This is a genomic window from Serratia sp. ME47 (assembly GCF_903970925.1).
Taxonomy (GTDB): domain Bacteria; phylum Pseudomonadota; class Gammaproteobacteria; order Enterobacterales; family Enterobacteriaceae; genus Serratia; species Serratia ureilytica.
This window is the reverse complement of record NZ_CAJCKE010000048.1, coordinates 1-20,151: the sequence shown is the minus strand read 5'-3', so window position 1 is coordinate 20,151 and position 20,151 is coordinate 1. Positions and strand designations below refer to the sequence as shown.

Genomic DNA, 20,151 nt, shown 5'->3' with positions numbered 1-20,151 from the left:
CTCGCCGCCCGCACGGGTGTGGCACACGGCGCAGTCGCCGAGATCGGCCAACGTTTTGCCACGCGCGATCTGCGCCTCGCTGAAACGGTGGGTCGCATCGGCGGCGAGCGGCGCAATCTCCGGCTGCCAACTGGCGACCACGCCGGCGACCACAACGGCGATCACCGTGACGCCGCCCCACCCGACGATTTTTTTCATCTTACTCATCTTTGCTGTCCTTGTTCGTAACGGGGGGTTAATGGCTGGCCTGAGCGCGCAGCGCGGCGAGCACCCGCGCCGGTGTGAACGGCACCTCGCGCAGGCGCACGCCGAGGGCGTCAAACAGCGCGTTGCCGATCGCCGCCGCACTCGGCACCGAGGCGGACTCTCCTGCGCCCATCGGCGCTTCGTCCGGGCGGTCGATCAGTTGGATATCGATCTGCGGCAATTCGTCAAAGCGCAGGATCGGATAGCCGCCCCAGTCCAATGACGTCACGCCCGACGCGTTGAAGGTCACAAACTCTTTCAGCACCCGGCTGGCGGATTGGATAATGTTGCCGTGCACCTGATGGCGCACCCCGGCCGGATTGATCATCCGGCCGCAATCATGCGCCACGAAGATTTTATTGAGCGTGATCTGCCCGGAAAGGCGATTGACGCTGAGATCGCACACCCAGGCCGCCCAGGCGGCGCCGAAGCCGGGGAATTTGCTGTGGAAATAGCGCGCATAGGCGAAACCGCGGCCGCTCACCACTTCGGCCCCGGCGGCGCGCGAGCGGTGCGCCGGGCCGTCTTGCCAGTTAGCCTGGCGCTTCAGGGCCTCAATCAAGGCCACCGCGCGCGGATCGTTCAGGTAACGCAGGCGAAACGCGATCGGGTCCTCGCCGGCGCGCCAGGCCAGCTCGTCGATCCAGGATTCATGGGCGAACACGTTGGGCAGCGCCGAAACGCCGCGCATCCACGACGCCCGCACGATCGGCGCGGCGTCCTGGCAAATCACCCGCATGTGCGGATACGCGTATTGCGGAATGGCGGTGCGATCGCCCATCTGTTGCACGTCGGCCCGGTTGGCCATCTTGCCGGTCAACACCAGCGGCAAGGTCACCGCATTGTTGGAGGGATAGCTGGTTTTCAACTCGTAGGCCGCCACTTGGTTGTGCGGGTCGAGGCCGCCGCGCACCCGGATCAGCTGACCGGTGCCCTTCGGCTCCCAGCCGGATTCCTGTTCACGCATCAGCTGCACCCGCACCGGGCGGCCGGTGGCCCGCGCCAACAGCGCCGCGTCCGCCGAGACGTCGTCGGCGCAGTTGCGGCCATAGCAGCCGGAGGCTTCCATGCGGGTGATGTGCACCTGCTCAGACGGCAGCTCGAGCAGCCTGGCGATATCTTTGCGCAGATCGTGCGGGTTTTGCGTGCCGGACCACACCTGCGCCCGCCCATCTTTGACCTCCGCTACCGCGCAGGAGGGGCCGATCGAGGCGTGCTGATGGTAAGGCCAGACATAGTCCGCCCGCACTTCGGTATGCAGCAATGCCAACGCCTCGTCCGTGCCCGCATCATCGCGCAGCACGCGGTCGGTTTTCGGGTTGGCTGCCAGCGCGGCGGGCAGCGCCTCCGGCGACAGGTCCGGCAGGCCGGCCCAGGGTTTCCATTCGGTTTTCAGCCGGCGCATGGCGGCGATCGCCTGCTCTTCGCGCTCGGCCACAATGCCGATGAAATCGTTGATCACCACCAGTTTCACGATGCCCGGCAGGTGCGCGATCGAACTTTCATCCACCGACAACAGGCCGCCGCCCAGCGGTGCGCTGCTGTCGGCGCCTGCGTAAGGCGGGCGCACCACCCGGCCATGCAGCATGCCGGGCAAACGCAGATCGTGCACGTAGGTCAGTCCACCGCTCACTTTGGCCGGAATATCGACTCGGGCGACGGCGCGGCCGACGTAGCGATTCTGCTGTTCACCGTTCAGCGGCACGTTTTTATCCAGCGTCACATGCAGATTTTGCCCGCTCGCCAGCTGCGCATAGCTCAAGGAACGCCCCGGGTGCTTGGTCACAAACACCTGCCCCGCGGCCGCCGTCAGCTGGTCGGCCGGCAGTTCGAAGGCTTTGGCCGCCAGCGCCGTCAGCATATGTCGCACCTGCGCCGCCGCCTGGCGCAGCGGCACCGACGTGACCTGGATGGTGGCGCTGGCGATGGTCGGCCCCTGATCCGGCGTGCGTTGCGTATCGCCCAGGATCATCGTGACGTGCTCGAACGGCGCGCAAATTTCGTCGGCGACGATCTGCGCCAACGCGGTGCGAATGCCGGTGCCGAGATCGACATGGCCATTGAAGGCCGTCACCCGGCCGTCGGCGGTGAGGCTGATAAAGCTGTCCACCCGATCCAGCGGCAGATCGGCAGGCGATGCAACCGCTTCGGCGGCGAAGGCGTTAAACGGCGCGGGCAGCAGACTGCTGACCATCACCACACCGCCGGCTTGCAACAACTGTCGGCGGGTCAGTTCGAGGCGGCTCATGCTTGCCTCCGCGCAGCCAGCAGATCGCGGGCGCGCTCGGCGGCGCGCAAGATCTCAAGGTGGGTGCCGCAGCGGCACAGGTTGTAGGCCAGCTCTTTCTTGATGGTTTGTTCATCTGCATCCGGCTCGCGTTCGAACAACGCGACCAGCGTCATGATCATGCCGTTGGCGCAGTAACCGCACTGCGCCGCCTGCTCATCGATAAACCCCTGCTGAACCGGATGCAGCGCCTCCGGCGTGCCCAGGCCTTCCAGCGTGGTGACGGACTTGCTTCCTACGGCGGCCAGCGGCATTGAGCAAGAACGCGCGGCGACGCCGTCGATCAGCACCGTGCAGGCGCCGCACTCCCCCAGGCCGCAGCCATATTTGGGGCCATTCAAGTGCAGATCGTTGCGTAAAACGTACAGCAGCGGCGTGTCGGGCGCGAGATTGCCGAGTGGAACCACCCGGCCATTAACGTTGATTTCCATGGTGAAACTATCCCTTAAACAAACGGATTTAATCCGTAACATCACTGCGGTGAATAATTGCGCAGCGTGCTAATAATTATCATCAAAAGACTTGACGATGTTAAGGGAATGTAGCCGCCATGGCTTTAACGAAAAGTGGGTATTTTCTATAAATTTCCGATAGATAAGCGCGCTTTTATGATTGCCGCCCGTGATTATTGTCGATCGCCAGTCCGGCCTCGGCGCCGTCGACCAACAGCCGCACCCCGGCTTCGAACAGCGCATCCGCGCCCTTCTCCTGCAATGTTTCCCAGCCTTGGCACAGCAGCGGGTAACGGCGGCGGTCGGCGTCATTGAGCGGATCGTCAGGCTGCATTTGCTGTTCCTCCAGCACCCAGCCCACCACGAAACGCCCGACGGCGAACAGCAGGTTTACCGCGCGCTCCGGCGTCAACCCCGCCCAGCACAGCAGCGCCACCTTGGCCTCAATGACGGCGAATTGCGGCTCCTGCGGCCGGGTGCCGGCATGCAGACGCGCGCCGTCGCGGTAAGCCAGCAACGCCCGACGAAAGTTGCTCGCATTGGTAACGACCCAATCCTGCCAGGGCATGTCGGCGGGCACCTCCTCACGGTGATCCAGCATGATGGTTTCCGCCATCGCCTTCAGCAGCTCGGCCTTGTTCTTGAAATGCCAATAGAGCGTGGGAGATTGCACGCCCAAATGTTGCGCCAGGCGGCGGGTGCTCAGGGCATCGATGCCGATGTCGTTCAGCAACGCCAGCGCCCCGCGCAGGACGGTTTCTCGCGTTAAACGTGTCGCAGTATTTTTTTCACTCATCTCTCTATCACTGATAGGGTAACTGTGGAATACTCAATACTCTATCACTGTTAGAGTCACAATTTTGAAAAAACCCATGCTGGTTATTTTGTTGACGGTGTTGCTGGATGCGGTGGGCATCGGTCTGATCATGCCGATTCTGCCGGCGTTGTTGCGTTCGCTGGGCGGTCTTGACGCCGGCAGCCTGCACTACGGCGCCCTGCTGGCGGCCTATGCGTTAATGCAATTTCTGTTCTCGCCGATCCTCGGCGCGCTGAGCGATCGTTTCGGCCGGCGGCCGGTGCTGCTCATCTCGCTCGCCGGCGCGGCGGCCGACTATCTGCTGATGGCGTTCGCGCCGACGCTGGCCTGGCTCTATCTGGGCCGGTTGCTGGCGGGCATCACCGGCGCCAACATGGCGGTCGCCACCGCTTACGTCACCGACATTACGCCGGCCGGTCAACGCGCGCGGCGTTTCGGCCTGGTGGGCGCGGTATTCGGCGTCGGTTTTATCGTCGGCCCGCTGCTCGGCGGTTCGCTGGGCGAGTGGCATCTGCATGCGCCCTTCCTGGCGGCGGCGGCGATGAACGCCGTCAACCTGGCGATGGCGTTTTTCCTGCTGCCGGAATCGCGTAAACCTCGCGCCCGCGCCGCCGAGAAAATCCGCCTCAATCCCTTTTCGTCATTGCGACGGCTGCACGGCAAGCCTGGCCTGCTGCCGCTGGCCGGCATTTACCTGATCATGGCGCTGGTTTCGCAGGCGCCGGCCACATTGTGGATTTTATACGGTCAGGATCGTTTCGGCTGGAGCATGATGGTGGCGGGCCTGTCGCTGGCCGGTTACGGCGCCTGCCATGCGCTGTCGCAGGCCTTCGCCATCGGCCCGCTGGTCGCGCGGCTCGGCGAACGCAAGGCGCTGCTGATCGGACTGGCCGCCGACGCAATGGGCCTGGCGCTGCTGTCGATCGCCACGCGCAGCTGGGCACCTTTCGCCTTGCTGCCGTTCTTCGCGGCGGGCGGTATGGCGCTGCCCGCGCTGCAGGCGTTAATGGCGCAAAAGGTGGACGACGATCATCAGGGCGAGCTGCAAGGGACGCTGGCCAGCATGGGCAGCCTGATCGGCGTCGCGGGGCCGCTGGTGGCGACGGCGCTGTACGCCGCCACGCGCGATGTCTGGCCGGGCCTGGTCTGGGCGTTGGCCGCCGCCCTCTATCTGTTGGTTCCGCTGTTGCTGGCGCGTTCGCGCGAGCGTGACGCGGCATAACGTCGAGCTCACCCTCTCCCGCTTAAGCTGATTTATGGCTAAGCAAGGCATTATTCAGCATAAGCGGGCGCTTTACACGCCACTGCGCCGCTCATTATCATCGCCCTTATCCCGCCGCAGGAAAATTTAAATGCCGTTTCATGGCGTTACGCCCAGCGCGTCATCGCTACCGTTCACTTCGCCTATCGGAAAATCAGGATGAGAAAACTCACAACGCCGCTGATCGCCGCCCTGCTGCTCGGGCTGTTTAGCCTGCCGGCCGACGCGCAGGAGAAACCGCAACAAATCACCATCGGTTACCAGAAAGCCAACATTTTTGCGCTGCTGAAATACCGCGGCACGCTGGAGAAAACCCTGGAGCCGCAGGGCGTCAAGGTTCGCTGGATAGAATTCCCCGCCGGCCCGCAGATGTTGGAAGGGTTGAACGTCGGCAGCATCGATCTGGCGGCGACCGGCGACGCCCCGCCGGCCTTCGCGCAAGCCGCCAAGGCCGATCTGGTTTATTTGGCGCATTCGCCGCCCAGCCCGAAAACCGAAGCCATCGTGGTGCCGCAGGATTCGGCGATCCGCTCCGTGGCCGATCTGAAAGGCAAACGCGTGGCGTTGAACAAAGGGTCTGACGTCAATTACCTGCTGGTGAGCGCGCTGGAACAGGCCGGCTTGAGCTACAAGGACATCACGCCGGTCTATCTGCCGCCGAGCGATGCCCGCGCCGCCTTCCAGCGCGGCAGCGTCGACGCCTGGGTGATTTGGGATCCCTACTACGCCGAGGTGGAAACCCATGCCAACGCCCGCCGGCTGAAAGACGCGGAAGGCCTGGTGCCGCACTACACCTTCTATCTCGCCAGCCGCCGCTTTGCCGAAACCTACCCGGACAGCGCCAAGCAGGTGATTCAACAGCTCGGCGCGCTGAGCGACTGGGCCAACGGCCATCCGCAGGAAGCGGCGGCGATCCTCGCTCAGAGCACCGGCCTGGATCAGGCGATTTGGGCCAAAGCCATCGCCCGCATGCCGTTCGGCAGCCAGCGCATGTCGCCGGAGGTGTTCAGACAGCAGCAGCAGTTGGCGGATAAATTCACCGCCATCGGACTGCTGCCGGGTAAGGTGGACGTCAACGCCGCCCGCTGGTCCGAAGATAAGCCCGAGGCGCCGTAGCCTTTGCCGCGCTTTGGCTTTAGAAAGCAGAAACCGGCATTTTGCCGCCGGAGTAAGCTGACCTATGCTAACCCTGTGTGATGAAACGCGTTTTCATGGCATGTCTTCCGGAACGTTTTGCTTTATTTGTTCGTCGTGAACCCTGGGCCGCCCCTGACTGGTGCGGCTTTTCTTTTTTGTTCGGCAGTGCCAGCGGTGGGGAATTTTGCTATGTTAACCCGCAGATACGCTTCCCGTTTTCAGCCGCCGGATCGACTCATGTTTACCCACAAAGCAATCGCCGCGCTCAACGCCCTGGAGCTGATGGTTTATAACTACGTCAGCAAACACAAGAATCAAGTGATGTACATGACCATCCGCGAACTGGCCGAGGCCGCCGGCGTGTCCACCACCACCGTGCTGCGATTTTGCAAAAAAATGGGGTGTGACGGCTATTCGGAATTTCGCATCCGTTTCAAACTGTACCTGGAGCAAACCGATGCGCCGCCGGTCGATTCCGGCATCGGCGAAATTCTCAGTTTTTTTAAAAGCGTCAGCAACGATGAATTTAATCAGCTGCTCGATGAAGCGGTGCGGCATATCGCCGCCGCCGAGCGAATTATTTTCGTCGGCATCAGCACCTCCGGCGCCCTGGGGAAATATGGCGCGCGTTTCTTTTCCAACGTCGGAAAATTCAGCACCCATATCGACGACCCTTATTATCCCGTCAACAGCGATATGTATAAAAGCGCGGTGGCGATCATGTTGTCGGTTTCCGGCGAAACCGAAGAGATCCTGCGGCTGGCCAGCCAGTTCAGCCTGCACCACTGTAAAATCATCAGCATCACCAACAACGAAACCTCTTCGCTGGCGCGGCTGGCGGACTTCAATCTGTCTTATCACGTCCCGCAACACTTGATCGGCGATCATCATAATATTACTACGCAAATCCCCGTGCTTTATATTATTGAAACCATCGGCAAGCGCCTGGGAAGAATGAACGCGATAAAATAAAACAGGCTGTTTTTTTATTGTGACAAATCACGTTTTACGGCGATTTGTTATATCGTGACATTTCTTTCGGTCTTGTTACTCTATTGGCAACGCGAACGTTATTACCCTTCATTAAATAAGATGAGACATTGACGATGAAACAGTTGCCGAAAGATTTTCTGTGGGGAGGCGCGGTCGCCGCGCACCAGGTTGAAGGCGGTTGGGATCAGGGCGGCAAAGGGCCAAGCATCGCCGACGTGCTGTCCGGCGGTTCGCACGGCGTGGATCGCGTGATGACCGACGGCGTGCTCGACGGCTATCGCTATCCCAACCACGAAGCGGTGGACTTCTACGGCCGCTACAAGCAGGACGTGGCGCTGTTCGCCGAGATGGGCTTCAAGTGTTTTCGTACCTCGATCGCCTGGACGCGCATTTTCCCGAACGGCGACGAAGCAACGCCGAACGAAGCCGGCCTGCAGTTTTACGACGACCTGTTCGACGAATTGCTGAAATACGGCATCCAGCCGGTGATCACCCTGTCCCACTTCGAAATGCCTTACCATTTGGTGAAAGCCTACGGCGGCTGGAAAAATCGCCGGGTGGTGGAGTTCTTCGTGCGCTTTAGCGAAGTGGTGATGCGCCGCTACCGCGAAAAAGTGAAGTACTGGATGACCTTCAACGAAATCAACAACCAGAGCAACTACCGCTACCCGCTGTTCGGCTACTGCTGTTCCGGCGTGGACTACACCCAGGAAGACAACCCCGAGCAGACGCTGTACCAGGTGTTGCACCACCAGTTCGTCGCCAGCGCGCAGGTGGTCAAACTCGGCCATCAGATCAACCCGGAATTCAAGATCGGCTGCATGCTGGCCTGCGTGCCGTTCTACCCTTATTCCTGCAAGCCGGACGACGTGATGTACGCCGTGGAAGCGATGCACCAGCGCTATCTGTATACCGACGTGCAAATGCGCGGCTACTACCCCAGCTACCTGCTGCGTGACTGGGAACGCAAAGGGCTGAAGATCGAGATGCAGCCGCAGGACGCGCAGATCCTGCGCGAGGGCTGCACCGATTACATCGGCTTCAGCTATTACATGAGCAATGCGCTGCAGGCCAACGCGGTGGACGGCAGCGACGGCATGTTCGGCTTCCCGGGCAACGTGCCGAACCCGCACGTCAAAGCCTCCGACTGGGGCTGGCAGATCGATCCGGTCGGGCTGCGCTATTCGCTGAACGTGCTGTATGAACGTTACCAGAAGCCGCTGTTTATCGTGGAAAACGGCTTTGGCGCCTTCGACAAGGTGGAAGCGGATGGCCGGATCAACGATGACTATCGCATCGACTATCTGCGCGCCCATATCGAAGAGATGAAAAAAGCGGTGATTGAAGACGGCGTAGACCTGATCGGCTATACGCCGTGGGGCTGCATCGACTGCGTGTCGTTCACTACCGGCGAGTACAGCAAGCGTTACGGCTTCATCTACGTCGATAAACACGACGACGGCACCGGCACGCTGGAACGGTCGCGCAAGAAAAGCTTCGACTGGTATCGTCGGGTGATCGCCAGCAACGGCGAACAGCTGTAACCGCCGCAGTTCAGGGGCGGTGACGCCCCTTCTCGCCCATGCCGCCCGGCATGGGCGTTTTCGCTTATATCGCCGGGAATGGCGCACCGACATAATTTTCCGCCAGCATCGTCATGGCGCTGCGCGATTTCACCGTGTACTGCAACTCTGAGAGTTGCAGCCGGTGTTCGAAAGGCGTGTCTTCCCGCCGGGTATGCAGCATGTGGGTCATCCACCAGGAAAAATGCTCGGCGCGCCAGACCCGCTGCAAGGCGGTGTCGCTGTAATCGTCCAGCCGTTGCCAGTCGCCTCGCCGGTAAAACGTCTCCAGCGCCTGGGACAACAGGCAAACATCGGCCATGGCCAGATTCAACCCTTTGGCGCCGGTCGGCGGCACGATATGCGCCGCGTCGCCCGCCAACAGCAGGCGCCGATAGCGCATCGGTTCGGTAACGAAGCTGCGCATACCCACCACGTTTTTCTGAAATATGCGGCCCTTTTTCAGCGTCCAGCCTTCATGGTTTTCCAGCCGCTGCTCCAACTCGCGCCAGATACGATCGTCCGACCATTGATCGACCTGTTCCGCAGGATCGCACTGAAAATACATGCGTTGCACGCCGGGCGAACGGGTGCTGATCAACGCAAAACCGCGCGGATGGCAGGCGTAGATCAGCTCTTCGCTGGACGGCGGCGCTTCGACCAGAATGCCGAACCAGCCGAACGGATAGGTGCGGGTGTAATCCTGCCGCAGTCCGCCGGGCATCGCCGCGCGGCTGATGCCGTGGAATCCGTCGCATCCGATGACAAAGTCGCAGCGGAGCCGGCGCGGCTGGTCGCCATGACGGTAGTGAACCTCGGGCTGCGCGCTGTCCAGCGCCTTCAATTCAACCTGCTCCACCTCGAAAAACAGATGGCCCTGCGCCGCCAGACGCGCGGCGATCAGGTCTTTCAAGACTTCATGCTGGGCATAAACGGTGACGGCGCGCTCGGTCAATCCGGCCAGATCGATGCGGTGCTGCCGGCCGCCGAACGCCAAGCGGATCCCCTGATGCCGCGCCCCTTCCCGCCGCATCCGCTCCCCCAATCCGGTCTGCTCGAGCAGATCGACGGTCCCCTGTTCGAGCACCCCGGCGCGAATGGTCGATTCCACCGCCTCCCGGCTGCGCGTTTCCAACACCACCGATTCCACACCTTGCAGGTGCAGCAGATGGGACAACATCAAACCGGCCGGACCGGCGCCGATGATCACAACCTGTGTGCGCATAGCATGACTCCCTCATAGCATTTTGTTGAGCGGCGCCGGCAGCGCCGGGTAGCCGCCGGAAAGGTGTTTGGCGAGCAGCGCCAGCGCCGCGATCAGCGCCGGGATGGCCAACAGCGTGAAAATGGTGCTGAACGACAGCTGCATCTGCATCAGCACGCCACCGCTCATCGCCCCCAGAATGCCGCCAAAACGCCCGAGACCGAGCATCCAGGCTACGCCGGTCGCCCGGCTCTGGGTGGGATAGAACCCGGCCGCCAGGGCCGGCATGGATGACTGGGCGCCGTTCATGCAGGTGCCGGCGATGAACACCGTGAGCGCCATCAGCAGCGGAGAGGTATAGACATAGCCGATGATGCCGACGAACAAACCGGTCAGCAAATAGCCGACGGCCACCACCTTGTGCGGGTTCATGCGATCCATCAACCAACCGATAATCAATACGCCGAGCCCCCCGCCGAGCGGAAACAGCGCGGTGATCAGCGACGCCTGCGTAACAGAGGCGCCGGTTTCACGGATCAGCAGCGGCAGCCAACTGGTCAACAGATAGAAGATCATCAATCCCATAAAGTAAGTCAGACACAACATCAACGTGCCCAGCAGATAGCGACGCGAAAAGATCATGCCCAGCGGCGACGCTGCCTTTACCTGCCCCTCTTCCTGCAACATGAAGCGCGGCGGCGGCGTCATTCGGATCGGCGCAATGCGTTTCAGCACCTTGGCGATGCGCTCTGCGGCATAGCCGCGCGCGACCATGAAGCGCACGGATTCAGGCAAGGCGGCGATCAGGACCAGCGCCAGCAGCAACGGCATAACGCCGCCCAGCACCAGCACGCTCTGCCAGCCGAAATGCGGGATCAGCCAGGCGGAAGAAAAACCGCCCAGCGACGAACCGAGAGGGAAACCGCAAAACATCAGATTCACCATCAGAGCTCGGCAGCGCTGAGGGGCATATTCCGACATCAGCGTGGCGGCGTTCGGCATGGCCGCCCCCAGTCCCAGCCCGGTCAAAAAACGCAGCAGCGTCAGCGTCGAAAGCGAGCCGGCGAAGGCGGTCAGCAGGCTGAAGCCGCCGAACAGCAGCAGCGAAATCACCAGCACTTTCTTGCGGCCGATGCGATCCGCCAACGGGCCGGCGGCCAACGCGCCTACCGCCAGACCGACCAGCGCGGCGCTCATTACCGGCCCCAGCGCGGTTTTGTCTATTCCCCACTCCTGCACCAGCGACGTGGCGATGAAGCCGATAATGGCGGTATCGAAACCGTCCAGCGCAACCGCCAAAAAACACAAAGCCAGTATCAACCACTGGTAGCGAGAAAATGGCTGGTTATCGATAAACCCTCGAATTTCTACGTTGTTATCATGCGGCATGGCTTGCTCCTCAGAGAGTGCGGCAAACCTCGCCGCACGGAACAGCCGGCTGCGAGCCGGCGAGAGGGTTAATTTGTGCGATTATCGGAATATAGTTCGTTAATCGACAATCAAATCAAACCACCCCACGGCGAATGCTTCAATATTGTTAAAAAAATAAGCGTGCGATAAACGAACATCAGAAAGCGGTAAATAAAATAATTTTATTTACTATTAATTGGATATGGAGATTTAAGCCGTGACTGCGGCATGGGGAGTTGTGATTTTGTTAACATTTTACAAACATCATGAGCGCCCGGTCTGACGTTGACCCTGGGCCGGAGGGAACCGGCGCTTGTCAAACCGCGCTCGCCGCCTAAAAACAGGAAGCGAGCGCAAGCCTCGGCGCTATTGGCTCACGGTGCCGTTTGCGCGGCGGCGAGGTATTTCGCCATTTCCGCCGTCGGCACCATGCCGCCGCCGGTCGCCCATACCAGATGCGTCGCCTGGGCCAGGTGCTCGGCGCTCACGCCCTGCTCGCTGAGCTGCCGCGCATGAGCGGTAACGCGCCACGGCCCGGCCATGCCGGCCAGGGCGGAGGGTTCCAGCTGGATATGCTCGTGCCTGTCCAACAACCCGAGCAGCGCGAACATCTCTTCGTCGCTCAGGGTGTAAAACGCGCTCAGCAGGCGCTCCATCGCCCGGCCGACAAAACCGGAGGCGCGCCCCACCGCCAGTCCGTCCGCCGCCGTGCGGTTGTCGATGCCGAGATCTTGCACCGCAATGCCGTCATGCAACCCGCTGTAGACGCCGAGCAGCATGCAAGGGGAATGGGTCGGTTCGGCGAAAATGCAGTGAACATGATCGCCGAACGCCAGCTTGAGGCCAAAGGCGACTCCGCCCGGCCCGCCGCCGACGCCGCACGGCAGATAAACGAACAGCGGATGCTGCGCGTCCACCACGATGCCCTGTTCGGCAAACTGCCGCTTCAGGCGGCCGCCGGCCACCGCGTAGCCGAGGAACAGGGTTTGCGAGTTTTCATCATCGATAAAGAAGCAACTCGGATCGTCCGCCGCCTGTTTGCGCCCTTGTTCGACCGCCACGCCGTAATCGTCGGCGTACTCCACCACCGTCACGCCATTGTCGCGCAGCTTCTGTTTTTTCCACGCCCGCGCGTCCGCCGACATGTGCACGCTGACGTCAAACCCCAACCGGGCGCTGATGATGCCGATGGATAATCCCAGATTGCCGGTCGATCCGACGGCGATGCGGTACTGGCTGAAGAATTGACGGAACTCGTCGGAAAACAGCCGGGCGTAGTCGTCGCCGGTGTGCAGCAACCCCGCCTCCAGCGCCAGTTTCTCCGCGTGCGTCAGCACCTCATAGATGCCGCCGCGCGCCTTGATTGAGCCGGAAATCGGCAGATGGCTGTCCTTTTTCAACAGCAGGCGCCCGCCCAACGTCTGCCCATAGCGCCGATCCAACGCGAGCTGCATGGCCGGGATCGCCACCAGCTCGGATTCGATGATCCCCTTTGTCGGTTGGGTTTCCGGGAAGGCCGCGGCAAGATAAGGCGCGAAACGCGCCAGGCGCTGCTCCGCGTCGGCGACGTCGGCGGCGGTCAACCCGACGTGGGGCAACCCTGCGGCCAGCGTTGTCGCGCGCGGATTGAACCAGGTGATCGGCTCTAGCGCGACCATGCGTTGCAACAGCGGATGCTGGGCGACCCACGATAGGATCTGTGATTTCTGCATAAGTGTCCCTGACTGATGTTGGCGTTGCCGTCACCTTGCCGCGAACGCCGGCGGCTGACAAATGATAAATTCTGAGCTTGAGGTGCACTAGATTGATGCAAGCGCGACGTTAGCCGGCCGTCACGCCAAACAGCAGGCCGACGCCGGAAGAAACCGCCATCGCCAGTGCGCTCCAGATGAGGATGCGCGCCACGCCCGGCAAGATCGGCGCCCCGCCGGTTTTCGCGGCGATGCCGCCGAGAACGCCGAGGGAAATCAGCGCCGACGCCACCAGCGCCGGCCGCGTCCAGGCGACCGGCACCCACATCGCCACCAGCAGCGGCAACAGCGCGCCGAGGGAGAAACTCAGGGCCGACGCCAACGCAGCCTGCAGCGGCCGGGCGCGGGTGGTGGAGGAAATGCCCAGTTCGTCGCGCGCGTGCGCCTCCAGCGCATCATGCGCCATCAGCTTTTCCGCCACCTGCCGGGCCAGCGCCGGATCCAGACCGCGATGCACGTAGATTGACGTCAGTTCGCGAAACTCCCCCGGGTAGTCTTCAAGCAGCTCCGCCTGCTCTTCCGCCAGCGCGGCCTTTTCGGTATCCGCCTGCGACGAGACCGACACATACTCGCCGGTGGCCATCGACATCGCGCCGGCCACCCACCCGGCGACGCCGGCGATCATCAGCGCGGAATGCGAGGCGTTGGCCGCCGCGACGCCCAGCAGCAGGCTGGCCGTTGAAACGATGCCGTCGTTGGCGCCGAGCACCGCCGCCCGCAGCCAGCCGATGCGTTCAATACTGTGCCGTTCTCGGTGCATCCGTTCTCTCCCTCTGTGAGCGTTGCGCTACTCGCGCGCCGCCGCTTCCAACCCGGCGATGTCGATTTTGCCCATCAGCAGCATCGCTTCCGTTACCCGCCGCACGCGGGCGGCGTCGGGATCGTTCATCAACTCCGTCAGGCGCCGCGGCACAATTTGCCAGCACAGCCCCCAGCGATCGCGCAGCCAGCCGCACTGCTCCGCCTCGCCGCCCTCGCTCAACGCATCCCACAGCCTGTCGACTTCAGCCTGATCGTCACATTCCACCATCACGGAGAAACTGTGATTGAACGGATCCAGCGGCCCGGCTTCGATCGCCGCGTAGCGCTGGTCCCCCAGCGTGAAGGCGGCCAGCTTCACACTGCCGGCCGGGCCGCTCGGCGTATCCGCCGGCAGGTCGGAAAACCAGTTCACGGATGATCCGGGGATCAGCGCGACATAGCAATTCAGCGCCGCTTCCATGTCTTTTTCAAACCACAGATGTTGCGTAATTCTGGCCATCTGCGCCTCCTTTACGCATCGAGGATCGGCGCGAAACCGCCGAAGATCATGCGCTTGCCGTCGAACGGCATCTCGCCCAGCGCTTTCATGCGCGGATCGTTCATCATTTTCTCATTGGCGGCGTCGCGCACCGCTTTGGAGGGGTACTCTATCCAGCTGAACACCACCACTTCGTCTTCCTGGGCTTTCACCGCGCCGCGAAAGTCGGTGAGCTTGCCATCGGGCACGTCATCGCCCCAGCACTCCACGATGCGCGTGGCGCCAAACTCTTTGAACAGCGGCGCTGCCGCCGCCGCCAACCGGTGATAAGCCTCCTTATTGGCGGCCGGCACCGCCACCACAAACCCGTCTACGTATTTCATTCTGGCATCCTCTTGTCTGATTAAGGACAGTCGGTTCGGCGCAGGCGGAAATGCCCGCGTCCCTTACCAGTTTAGACCGCAGGCACGCAGCGCGGATCGGAAGTTCAGCGGCCGTGACAGGCCGGCGGAGACGATTCCGGTGTGGCGACCCGGTTGCGGCCGGCGTTTTTCGCTTTGTACACCGCCAGATCCGCCAGCTTAAGCAGATCCGCCAGGCTTTGGCCGGAACCGCCCGGGCAGGTCACCATGCCGATGCTGACGGTGATCTGCAGCGGATGCCCGGCCGGCATGAGGATAGACTCCGTTTCGATGCGTTGCCGCAGGCGTTCGGCCAATTGCCATCCCTGCTGCGGCTGGCCGAGCGTCGAAACGATGGCGAACTCTTCGCCCCCCATGCGGCCGAACAGGTCACCGACGCTCAGATCGGCGGCGATCGCGCGGGTAAAAGCCATCAGCGCCTGATCGCCGCCGGCATGGCCGAAACGGTCATTAATCGATTTGAAATAGTCGATATCGAGCATCATGACGCACACCAGCTCGCCCTTTTGGTCTATCAACCGTTCGCCGCGCTGCATAAACGCATTGCGCGTCAGCACGTGCGTCAACGCATCGTGATTCGCCACGTGCTCCAGCGTGCGCAGCAGCGCATTGCGCGCATAGTTCATGCTGGCCACGGCGATGGGCCCCAGCGCCAGCAGCGCGATGCCCAAACGCATCGATACCGCGTTTTGCAACACCTTCATGTCGAGCGTCGAACTCAACAGCCCGAAATCGATAGCCAGATGGCACCACAGCACATAGATCAGCACCGCAATCATGGTGCAGAACAGTGAGAAGGACATCGCCAGCCACAGCAGCACCGGCATGGGAAAGATCACCGCCCCGGGGCCGCCGATCAGCACGCTGCACACCGCCGCCAGCAACAGCAGCGCCAACACCGTGAGTTTTCGCCCCGCCCGCGGCCATTGGCTGCGCTGGGTGAACATGGCGCCGGCCGCCGCAAGGCGACGTCGCCAATCGCCGGGAAACGCCAGAATAAACGGCATCAGCGTGACGTAATTGGTGAATTCGGACGAGAACCACAGCGCCAGCGAGGTCAGATAGGGTCTGCCGAACAGCCACTGCGAAGTTACGGCGCCCACCACGCCGGTCGCGGCGGCGGCGGCCAGGCAGATGCCGAACAGGTACATGCTGGACGTGCCGCGTTGCAACATGCGCGCCGGCGGCGACAGCCGCATGAACAACAGATACCCCACCACGACGCCGGTCAGATTGGCGACATTCAGCAGCAGCGTCTTTTGCAGCGAACTGCCGGTCAACAGATCCGCCGCCAGATAGCCCAGCACCGCCATGCCCCAGCCGGCTCGCGTAGCCCACTGTGGCCGACGCACCAAAACGGCCAGCAGTACGGCGTTCACCGGCCAGAATATCGCCAGAAAGCTGCCGGGGCGACTCACGATGCCCAGCAGACACAGGGTGAACACCAACAAAAAAATGATGAGCGCGGGCCAGATTTTCCGGGTATCGGACAACGAGGTGGTTTGCATCTTGGATCCAGAGACTTCCGCTAGCATAAAGTGACAGTCTGTTCGCGTCACAACCGTCGGCGGCGAGGCGAAGATAAACGGCCGACCCGCCTATTATTGCCAGTTTTGCCTGCCCGGACACCTGTTTATTCATCAAGGGAAAATATATTTGTGTATCAATATATTGACAGAAGTCACCCTTCCGACGAACAAACTGCCGCGTCCCTCCCGTCACTGCGATCGTTATTGCCATCCATCCGACTTTTTACCGGCAAAATCGCCGTCTTTTTCCCTAATGACAAAATTAAATCGTGCAATGAAGGGATACCGGCATTCCCCTCTATTCAAAACCTATAAATGATAATTATAATGATAATCGTTACTATTTATTATTTTTTCATGGAATTATATGCACCAGTCAGTTCTTCGCCACCCCACTAAAAGAAATAAAAATCACGTTCTTCGCACGCTGCCCCTGATTGCCGGTTTGTTCCCCGCGCTGGCGATCGCCGCCGCGCCCGGCGCAAAAACGGAGGAATCCATTACGGTGACCGCCGCGGCCCAGCCTTCCGGCAGCTATAGCGCCGACACCGCCTCGACCGCCGGCAAGACCGCCGCGCCGATCGCCGAGGTGCCGCAATCGGTCAGCGTCGTCACCTCTCAGGTCATTGACGACTTCCAGGTCAAAAGCGTCAATGAGGCGATGAAGTTCGTCAGCGGCGTCACCCAGGGCAACACGCTCGGCGGCACGGAGGATGGCTTCGTCAAACGCGGGTTCGGGGTTAACTCCGACGGCTCGGTCTTCATCGACGGCGTGCGCAGCAACCAAGGGCTGAGCATGGACGCCACCACCGATCGCGTCGAGGTCCTGAAAGGTTCCGCGTCGCTGCTGTATGGCATCCTCAGCCCCGGCGGCGTCATCAATCTGATCAGCAAAAAACCGCAGTATGACTGGAACACCCGCATCAGCGGCGCCACCAACAGTTTTGGCGGCGGCAGCGGCAGCGTCGATGTGACCGGCCCGCTGGGCGGCGGCTTCGCCTTTCGCCTGATCGCCGAACGCCAGCACGCAGATTACTGGCGCAATTTCGGCAGCGACGAACATACGCTGATCGCCCCCTCGCTCAGTTGGTTCGGCGACCAGGCTTCCTTTAACATCGCCTACAGCGAATACAAGTACGACATTCCTTACGATCGCGGCACCGCATTTATCGACGGCAAACCGGTCGATGTGCCCTATAACCGCCGCCTGGATGACTACGCGAACCATGCCTGGGGCAAGAACAAACGTCTGAACGCCCATTATGAGTACGCGCTCGATCCGATCTGGACGACCCGCTTCAACTACGCCTGGCTGCAACGCCGTTACGACAGCAACGAAGTGCGCGCCACCGCGGTCGACACCACGACCGGCATCGTCTCGCGCCGCGCCGACGCCAACCGCGGTTTCAATCATCAAACCCACTATTACTCCTGGGATCTGACCGGTTCGCCGCAGCTGTTCGGCATGCAGCACGATCTGCTGCTGGGCGTGGACTACGAGAAAAATCAGACCTACAAGGCCTATTCCTACCGCGGCAAGGTCTCGAAGACCTTCAACATGTACGATCCGGTGTATGGCGAAACGCCGGTCACCGACAGCACCACCTACAGCGACGCGTCAAGCAACCTGCGCGCCACGCTGTTCAGCCGTTCCCTGTACGCCAAGGACAGCATTCATCTTACCGATCAATGGATCGCGGTGCTGGGCGCGCGCTATCAGTCGTATTACCAGAACAACAGCAACGGTTTCCAGAAACCGAAAAATACGCTCAATGACAAAGACGACCAGTTTTTGCCGCAGGCGGGGTTGGTGTATAAGCTGACGCCGAGCCTGTCGCTGTACGGCAATTACAGCCGTTCGTTCACGCCGTCCACCGCCATCGACGACAATGGCGACGTCGCCACGCCGGAAACCGGCACCACCTATGAGGTGGGCGGAAAATGGCAGATCACCCCGGCGTTTGACGCCACGCTGGCGCTCTATCGCATTGATGAAAGCAACATGTCGATCTTTATCAACGGCGTGACCCGCAGCATCCCCAAAGCGCGCTCCACCGGCGTCGAACTGGAGTTGAACGGGGAAGTGGCGCGCAACTGGGATCTCACCGCCAACTACAGCTACGACAAGACCGAAATTGTCGAAGACAACCTCAACCCGGACAACGTCGGCAATCGGCTGGTCAACGCCCCAACCAACATGGGCGGCCTGTACCTCAGCCGCAGCATGACATTGCCGGTGGTGCCCGGCGAGATGCGCATTGGCGGCGGCGCGCGCTACGTCGGTCGCCGCGCCGGCGATCCGGAGAACAGTTTCACCATGCCGGCCTATACCGTGGCGGATGCCTTTGTCGCCTGGGACAGCAAGCTGCTTGGGAAACATACCCAGCTGAAACTGAATGTGAAAAACCTGTTCAACCGCGAGTACTATGCCTCCAGCGCCGGTAATTTACGCGTGATTGAGGGTGAACCGCGCAGCCTGAGCCTGCAGGCGACGGTCGATTTCTAACCTGTCATGCCTTGGGCGCCGTTTGGCGCCCGTTTTCTTTGCGCCGGCCGCGGCACATCACATCGGCGAGAAAATCCAGCAACGCGCGGTTGAACAGCGCGGGCCGCTGCAGCGGCGCGAAATGGCTGACGCCCGGCAGCGTCGTCAAACGGGCGCCGGGAATGCTGCGGCTCAGGTAGGCGGCATGTTCGGCGCGGATAAATTCATCGTATTCGCTGTGAACGATCGTCACCGGCACGCGAATGGCCGCCAATTCCTGTGCGCGGTAGTCCGGCTGGCTGCTCATCATCAGGCTCACGGCGGCGACGAACGCCTCGAAATCGTCCGGCGTCGGCGACAAGGCGGCATAGTCCTGCGCATGGCGCGCAAAACAGCGCTCGACGATCGGGCTGGGCGCCAACGGTTTAACGCCGCTGGCGTCCATATTGCAGCCGAAGAAAAAAACGCCGTCCACCTGCCCGGGCGCCTGATGGGCGGCGATGAGCGCGACGCAAGCGCCGTCGCTCCAGCCCGCCAGCGCGGCGTGGGGTATTTGCAGCGCCGCCATCACCGCCAACAGATCATCGGCCATCCGATCGTAACGATACGGCCGGGCGTCGCGCGTGCTGCGCCCGTGCCCGCGGCTATCGATGAGCAACACCCCGTACCCGGCGGCCCGCAATGCCGGCAGCTGATACCCCCAGTTGCCGCTGTGGCCCAGGCCGCCGTGCAACAGGATCACCGCCGGTCCGTCGCCATAGGCGGCATACCAAATACGCGCGCCGTCGTGGTCAATATAACCCTGCCGGGCTCCCGGCGGTAAGGGCGGCGCCCCTAACGCGGCAAAGCGCGTCAAATCGTCGTCGATGTGCATCTTTCCCCCCTCGTTCGCCGGCGCGGTGCGGCGAAACGGCATCCAAGGAGTATAGATCGCACTGGCGGGCGGTAGCGTTCGCTTTCCCGACATATACTTAAAGGAGGAATCGCAATGGAGGACGGAGAGATGAAAAAGATAACGCTGGTGCTTTTGACGTTGTTGCTGAGCGGCTGTATCGGCGGCGGCGGCCCGTCGAATGCGCCGCCGGCGTCGCCGAATGAGCCCTACACCTGCAGCAACTCCGGCGCCAACAGCGACTGTTCGCAGTCCGTGGAGCCGTCGATGTACTAGCCGCGTTCGGCGGGCCGTTGATGAACGACCCGCCGCCTCATGGCAGAACTAGGAAGAGTGTTCCTCTTCGTTAGCCTGATATCGCGTCGCCTGCTGCTTCATGAACACCACCTCCTGCGGGCTGGACAGGCTCACTTCCTGAGCGCGCAACAGCTTGAGGATGTTAAACAGCAGTTCACTTTTGGTG

Annotated in this window: 17 protein-coding genes and 1 pseudogene; 6 read left to right on the top strand and 12 right to left on the bottom strand. The window is 61.6% G+C overall.

The window, feature by feature from the left end; all coding sequences use genetic code 11:
- From H7A77_RS24930 to tetR, 4 genes and pseudogenes are all read right to left on the bottom strand, one after another.
- Positions 1-207, bottom strand: a pseudogene (locus H7A77_RS24930) (cytochrome c); the annotation flags it as partial.
- A gap of 28 nt (positions 208-235) precedes the next feature.
- A complete protein-coding gene (locus H7A77_RS24925; protein WP_182074790.1) occupies positions 236-2,494 on the bottom strand; it encodes a molybdopterin cofactor-binding domain-containing protein in 2,259 nt (752 codons plus the stop codon).
- Positions 2,491-2,964, bottom strand: a complete 474-nt coding sequence (locus H7A77_RS24920) for a (2Fe-2S)-binding protein (protein ID WP_033643143.1) — start codon at positions 2,962-2,964, stop codon at positions 2,491-2,493. The genes H7A77_RS24925 and H7A77_RS24920 overlap by 4 nt, the downstream gene beginning before the upstream one ends.
- Positions 2,965-3,139: 175 nt before the next feature.
- Positions 3,140-3,781, bottom strand: coding sequence for a tetracycline resistance transcriptional repressor TetR (tetR, locus tag H7A77_RS24915; protein WP_182074789.1), 642 nt, complete (start codon positions 3,779-3,781; stop codon positions 3,140-3,142).
- Between the two features lie 64 nt (positions 3,782-3,845).
- Here tetR and tet(41) point away from each other — a divergent pair, with 64 nt between their 5' ends.
- From tet(41) to H7A77_RS24895, 4 genes are all read left to right on the top strand, one after another.
- Positions 3,846-5,024, top strand: coding sequence for a tetracycline efflux MFS transporter Tet(41) (tet(41), locus tag H7A77_RS24910; RefSeq protein WP_089191787.1), 1,179 nt, complete (start codon positions 3,846-3,848; stop codon positions 5,022-5,024).
- A gap of 198 nt (positions 5,025-5,222) precedes the next feature.
- Positions 5,223-6,179, top strand: coding sequence for a sulfonate ABC transporter substrate-binding protein (locus H7A77_RS24905; RefSeq protein ID WP_169539597.1), 957 nt, complete (start codon positions 5,223-5,225; stop codon positions 6,177-6,179).
- Positions 6,180-6,437: 258 nt separating this feature from the next.
- Positions 6,438-7,172, top strand: a complete 735-nt coding sequence (locus tag H7A77_RS24900) for a MurR/RpiR family transcriptional regulator (RefSeq protein ID WP_033643147.1) — start codon at positions 6,438-6,440, stop codon at positions 7,170-7,172.
- Between the two features lie 128 nt (positions 7,173-7,300).
- Positions 7,301-8,737: a 6-phospho-beta-glucosidase gene (locus tag H7A77_RS24895; RefSeq protein ID WP_122016607.1), complete on the top strand. Its 1,437-nt coding sequence runs from the start codon at positions 7,301-7,303 to the stop codon at positions 8,735-8,737.
- A 64-nt stretch (positions 8,738-8,801) separates the two neighbouring features.
- On the opposite strand, the gene H7A77_RS24890 is transcribed toward H7A77_RS24895, so the two are convergent.
- From H7A77_RS24890 to H7A77_RS24860, 7 genes are all read right to left on the bottom strand, one after another.
- Positions 8,802-9,980, bottom strand: a complete 1,179-nt coding sequence (locus H7A77_RS24890) for a 4-hydroxybenzoate 3-monooxygenase (RefSeq protein WP_016927657.1) — start codon at positions 9,978-9,980, stop codon at positions 8,802-8,804.
- 12 nt (positions 9,981-9,992) lie between these two features.
- Positions 9,993-11,348: an MFS transporter gene (locus H7A77_RS24885; RefSeq protein WP_047026080.1), complete on the bottom strand. Its 1,356-nt coding sequence runs from the start codon at positions 11,346-11,348 to the stop codon at positions 9,993-9,995.
- Positions 11,349-11,743: 395 nt separating this feature from the next.
- Positions 11,744-13,081, bottom strand: a complete 1,338-nt coding sequence (locus H7A77_RS24880; RefSeq protein ID WP_182074788.1) for a D-serine ammonia-lyase — start codon at positions 13,079-13,081, stop codon at positions 11,744-11,746.
- A gap of 109 nt (positions 13,082-13,190) precedes the next feature.
- Positions 13,191-13,880, bottom strand: coding sequence for a VIT family protein (locus H7A77_RS24875; protein WP_047026078.1), 690 nt, complete (start codon positions 13,878-13,880; stop codon positions 13,191-13,193).
- A 27-nt stretch (positions 13,881-13,907) separates the two neighbouring features.
- Positions 13,908-14,381, bottom strand: coding sequence for a VOC family protein (locus H7A77_RS24870; RefSeq protein ID WP_042784572.1), 474 nt, complete (start codon positions 14,379-14,381; stop codon positions 13,908-13,910).
- 11 nt (positions 14,382-14,392) lie between these two features.
- A complete protein-coding gene (locus tag H7A77_RS24865; RefSeq protein ID WP_025302905.1) occupies positions 14,393-14,743 on the bottom strand; it encodes a DUF1428 domain-containing protein in 351 nt (116 codons plus the stop codon).
- Between the two features lie 104 nt (positions 14,744-14,847).
- A complete protein-coding gene (locus H7A77_RS24860; protein WP_182074787.1) occupies positions 14,848-16,290 on the bottom strand; it encodes a diguanylate cyclase in 1,443 nt (480 codons plus the stop codon).
- Positions 16,291-16,678: 388 nt separating this feature from the next.
- Here H7A77_RS24860 and H7A77_RS24855 point away from each other — a divergent pair, with 388 nt between their 5' ends.
- Entirely contained in the window at positions 16,679-18,817 is a 2,139-nt protein-coding gene (locus H7A77_RS24855; protein WP_370528361.1) for a TonB-dependent siderophore receptor, read from the top strand.
- 4 nt (positions 18,818-18,821) lie between these two features.
- Here H7A77_RS24855 and H7A77_RS24850 read toward each other — a convergent pair whose 3' ends face one another.
- On the bottom strand, positions 18,822-19,670 hold the full coding sequence (locus tag H7A77_RS24850) for an alpha/beta fold hydrolase (protein WP_182074786.1): 849 nt from the start codon (positions 19,668-19,670) through the stop codon (positions 18,822-18,824).
- A gap of 129 nt (positions 19,671-19,799) precedes the next feature.
- On the opposite strand from H7A77_RS24850, the gene H7A77_RS24845 reads away from it, so the two are divergent.
- Positions 19,800-19,964 carry a hypothetical protein gene (locus H7A77_RS24845; RefSeq protein WP_176445936.1) on the top strand — a complete coding sequence of 55 codons (165 nt, stop codon included), beginning with the start codon at positions 19,800-19,802 and terminating at the stop codon, positions 19,962-19,964.
- Positions 19,965-20,151 lie beyond the last annotated feature (187 nt).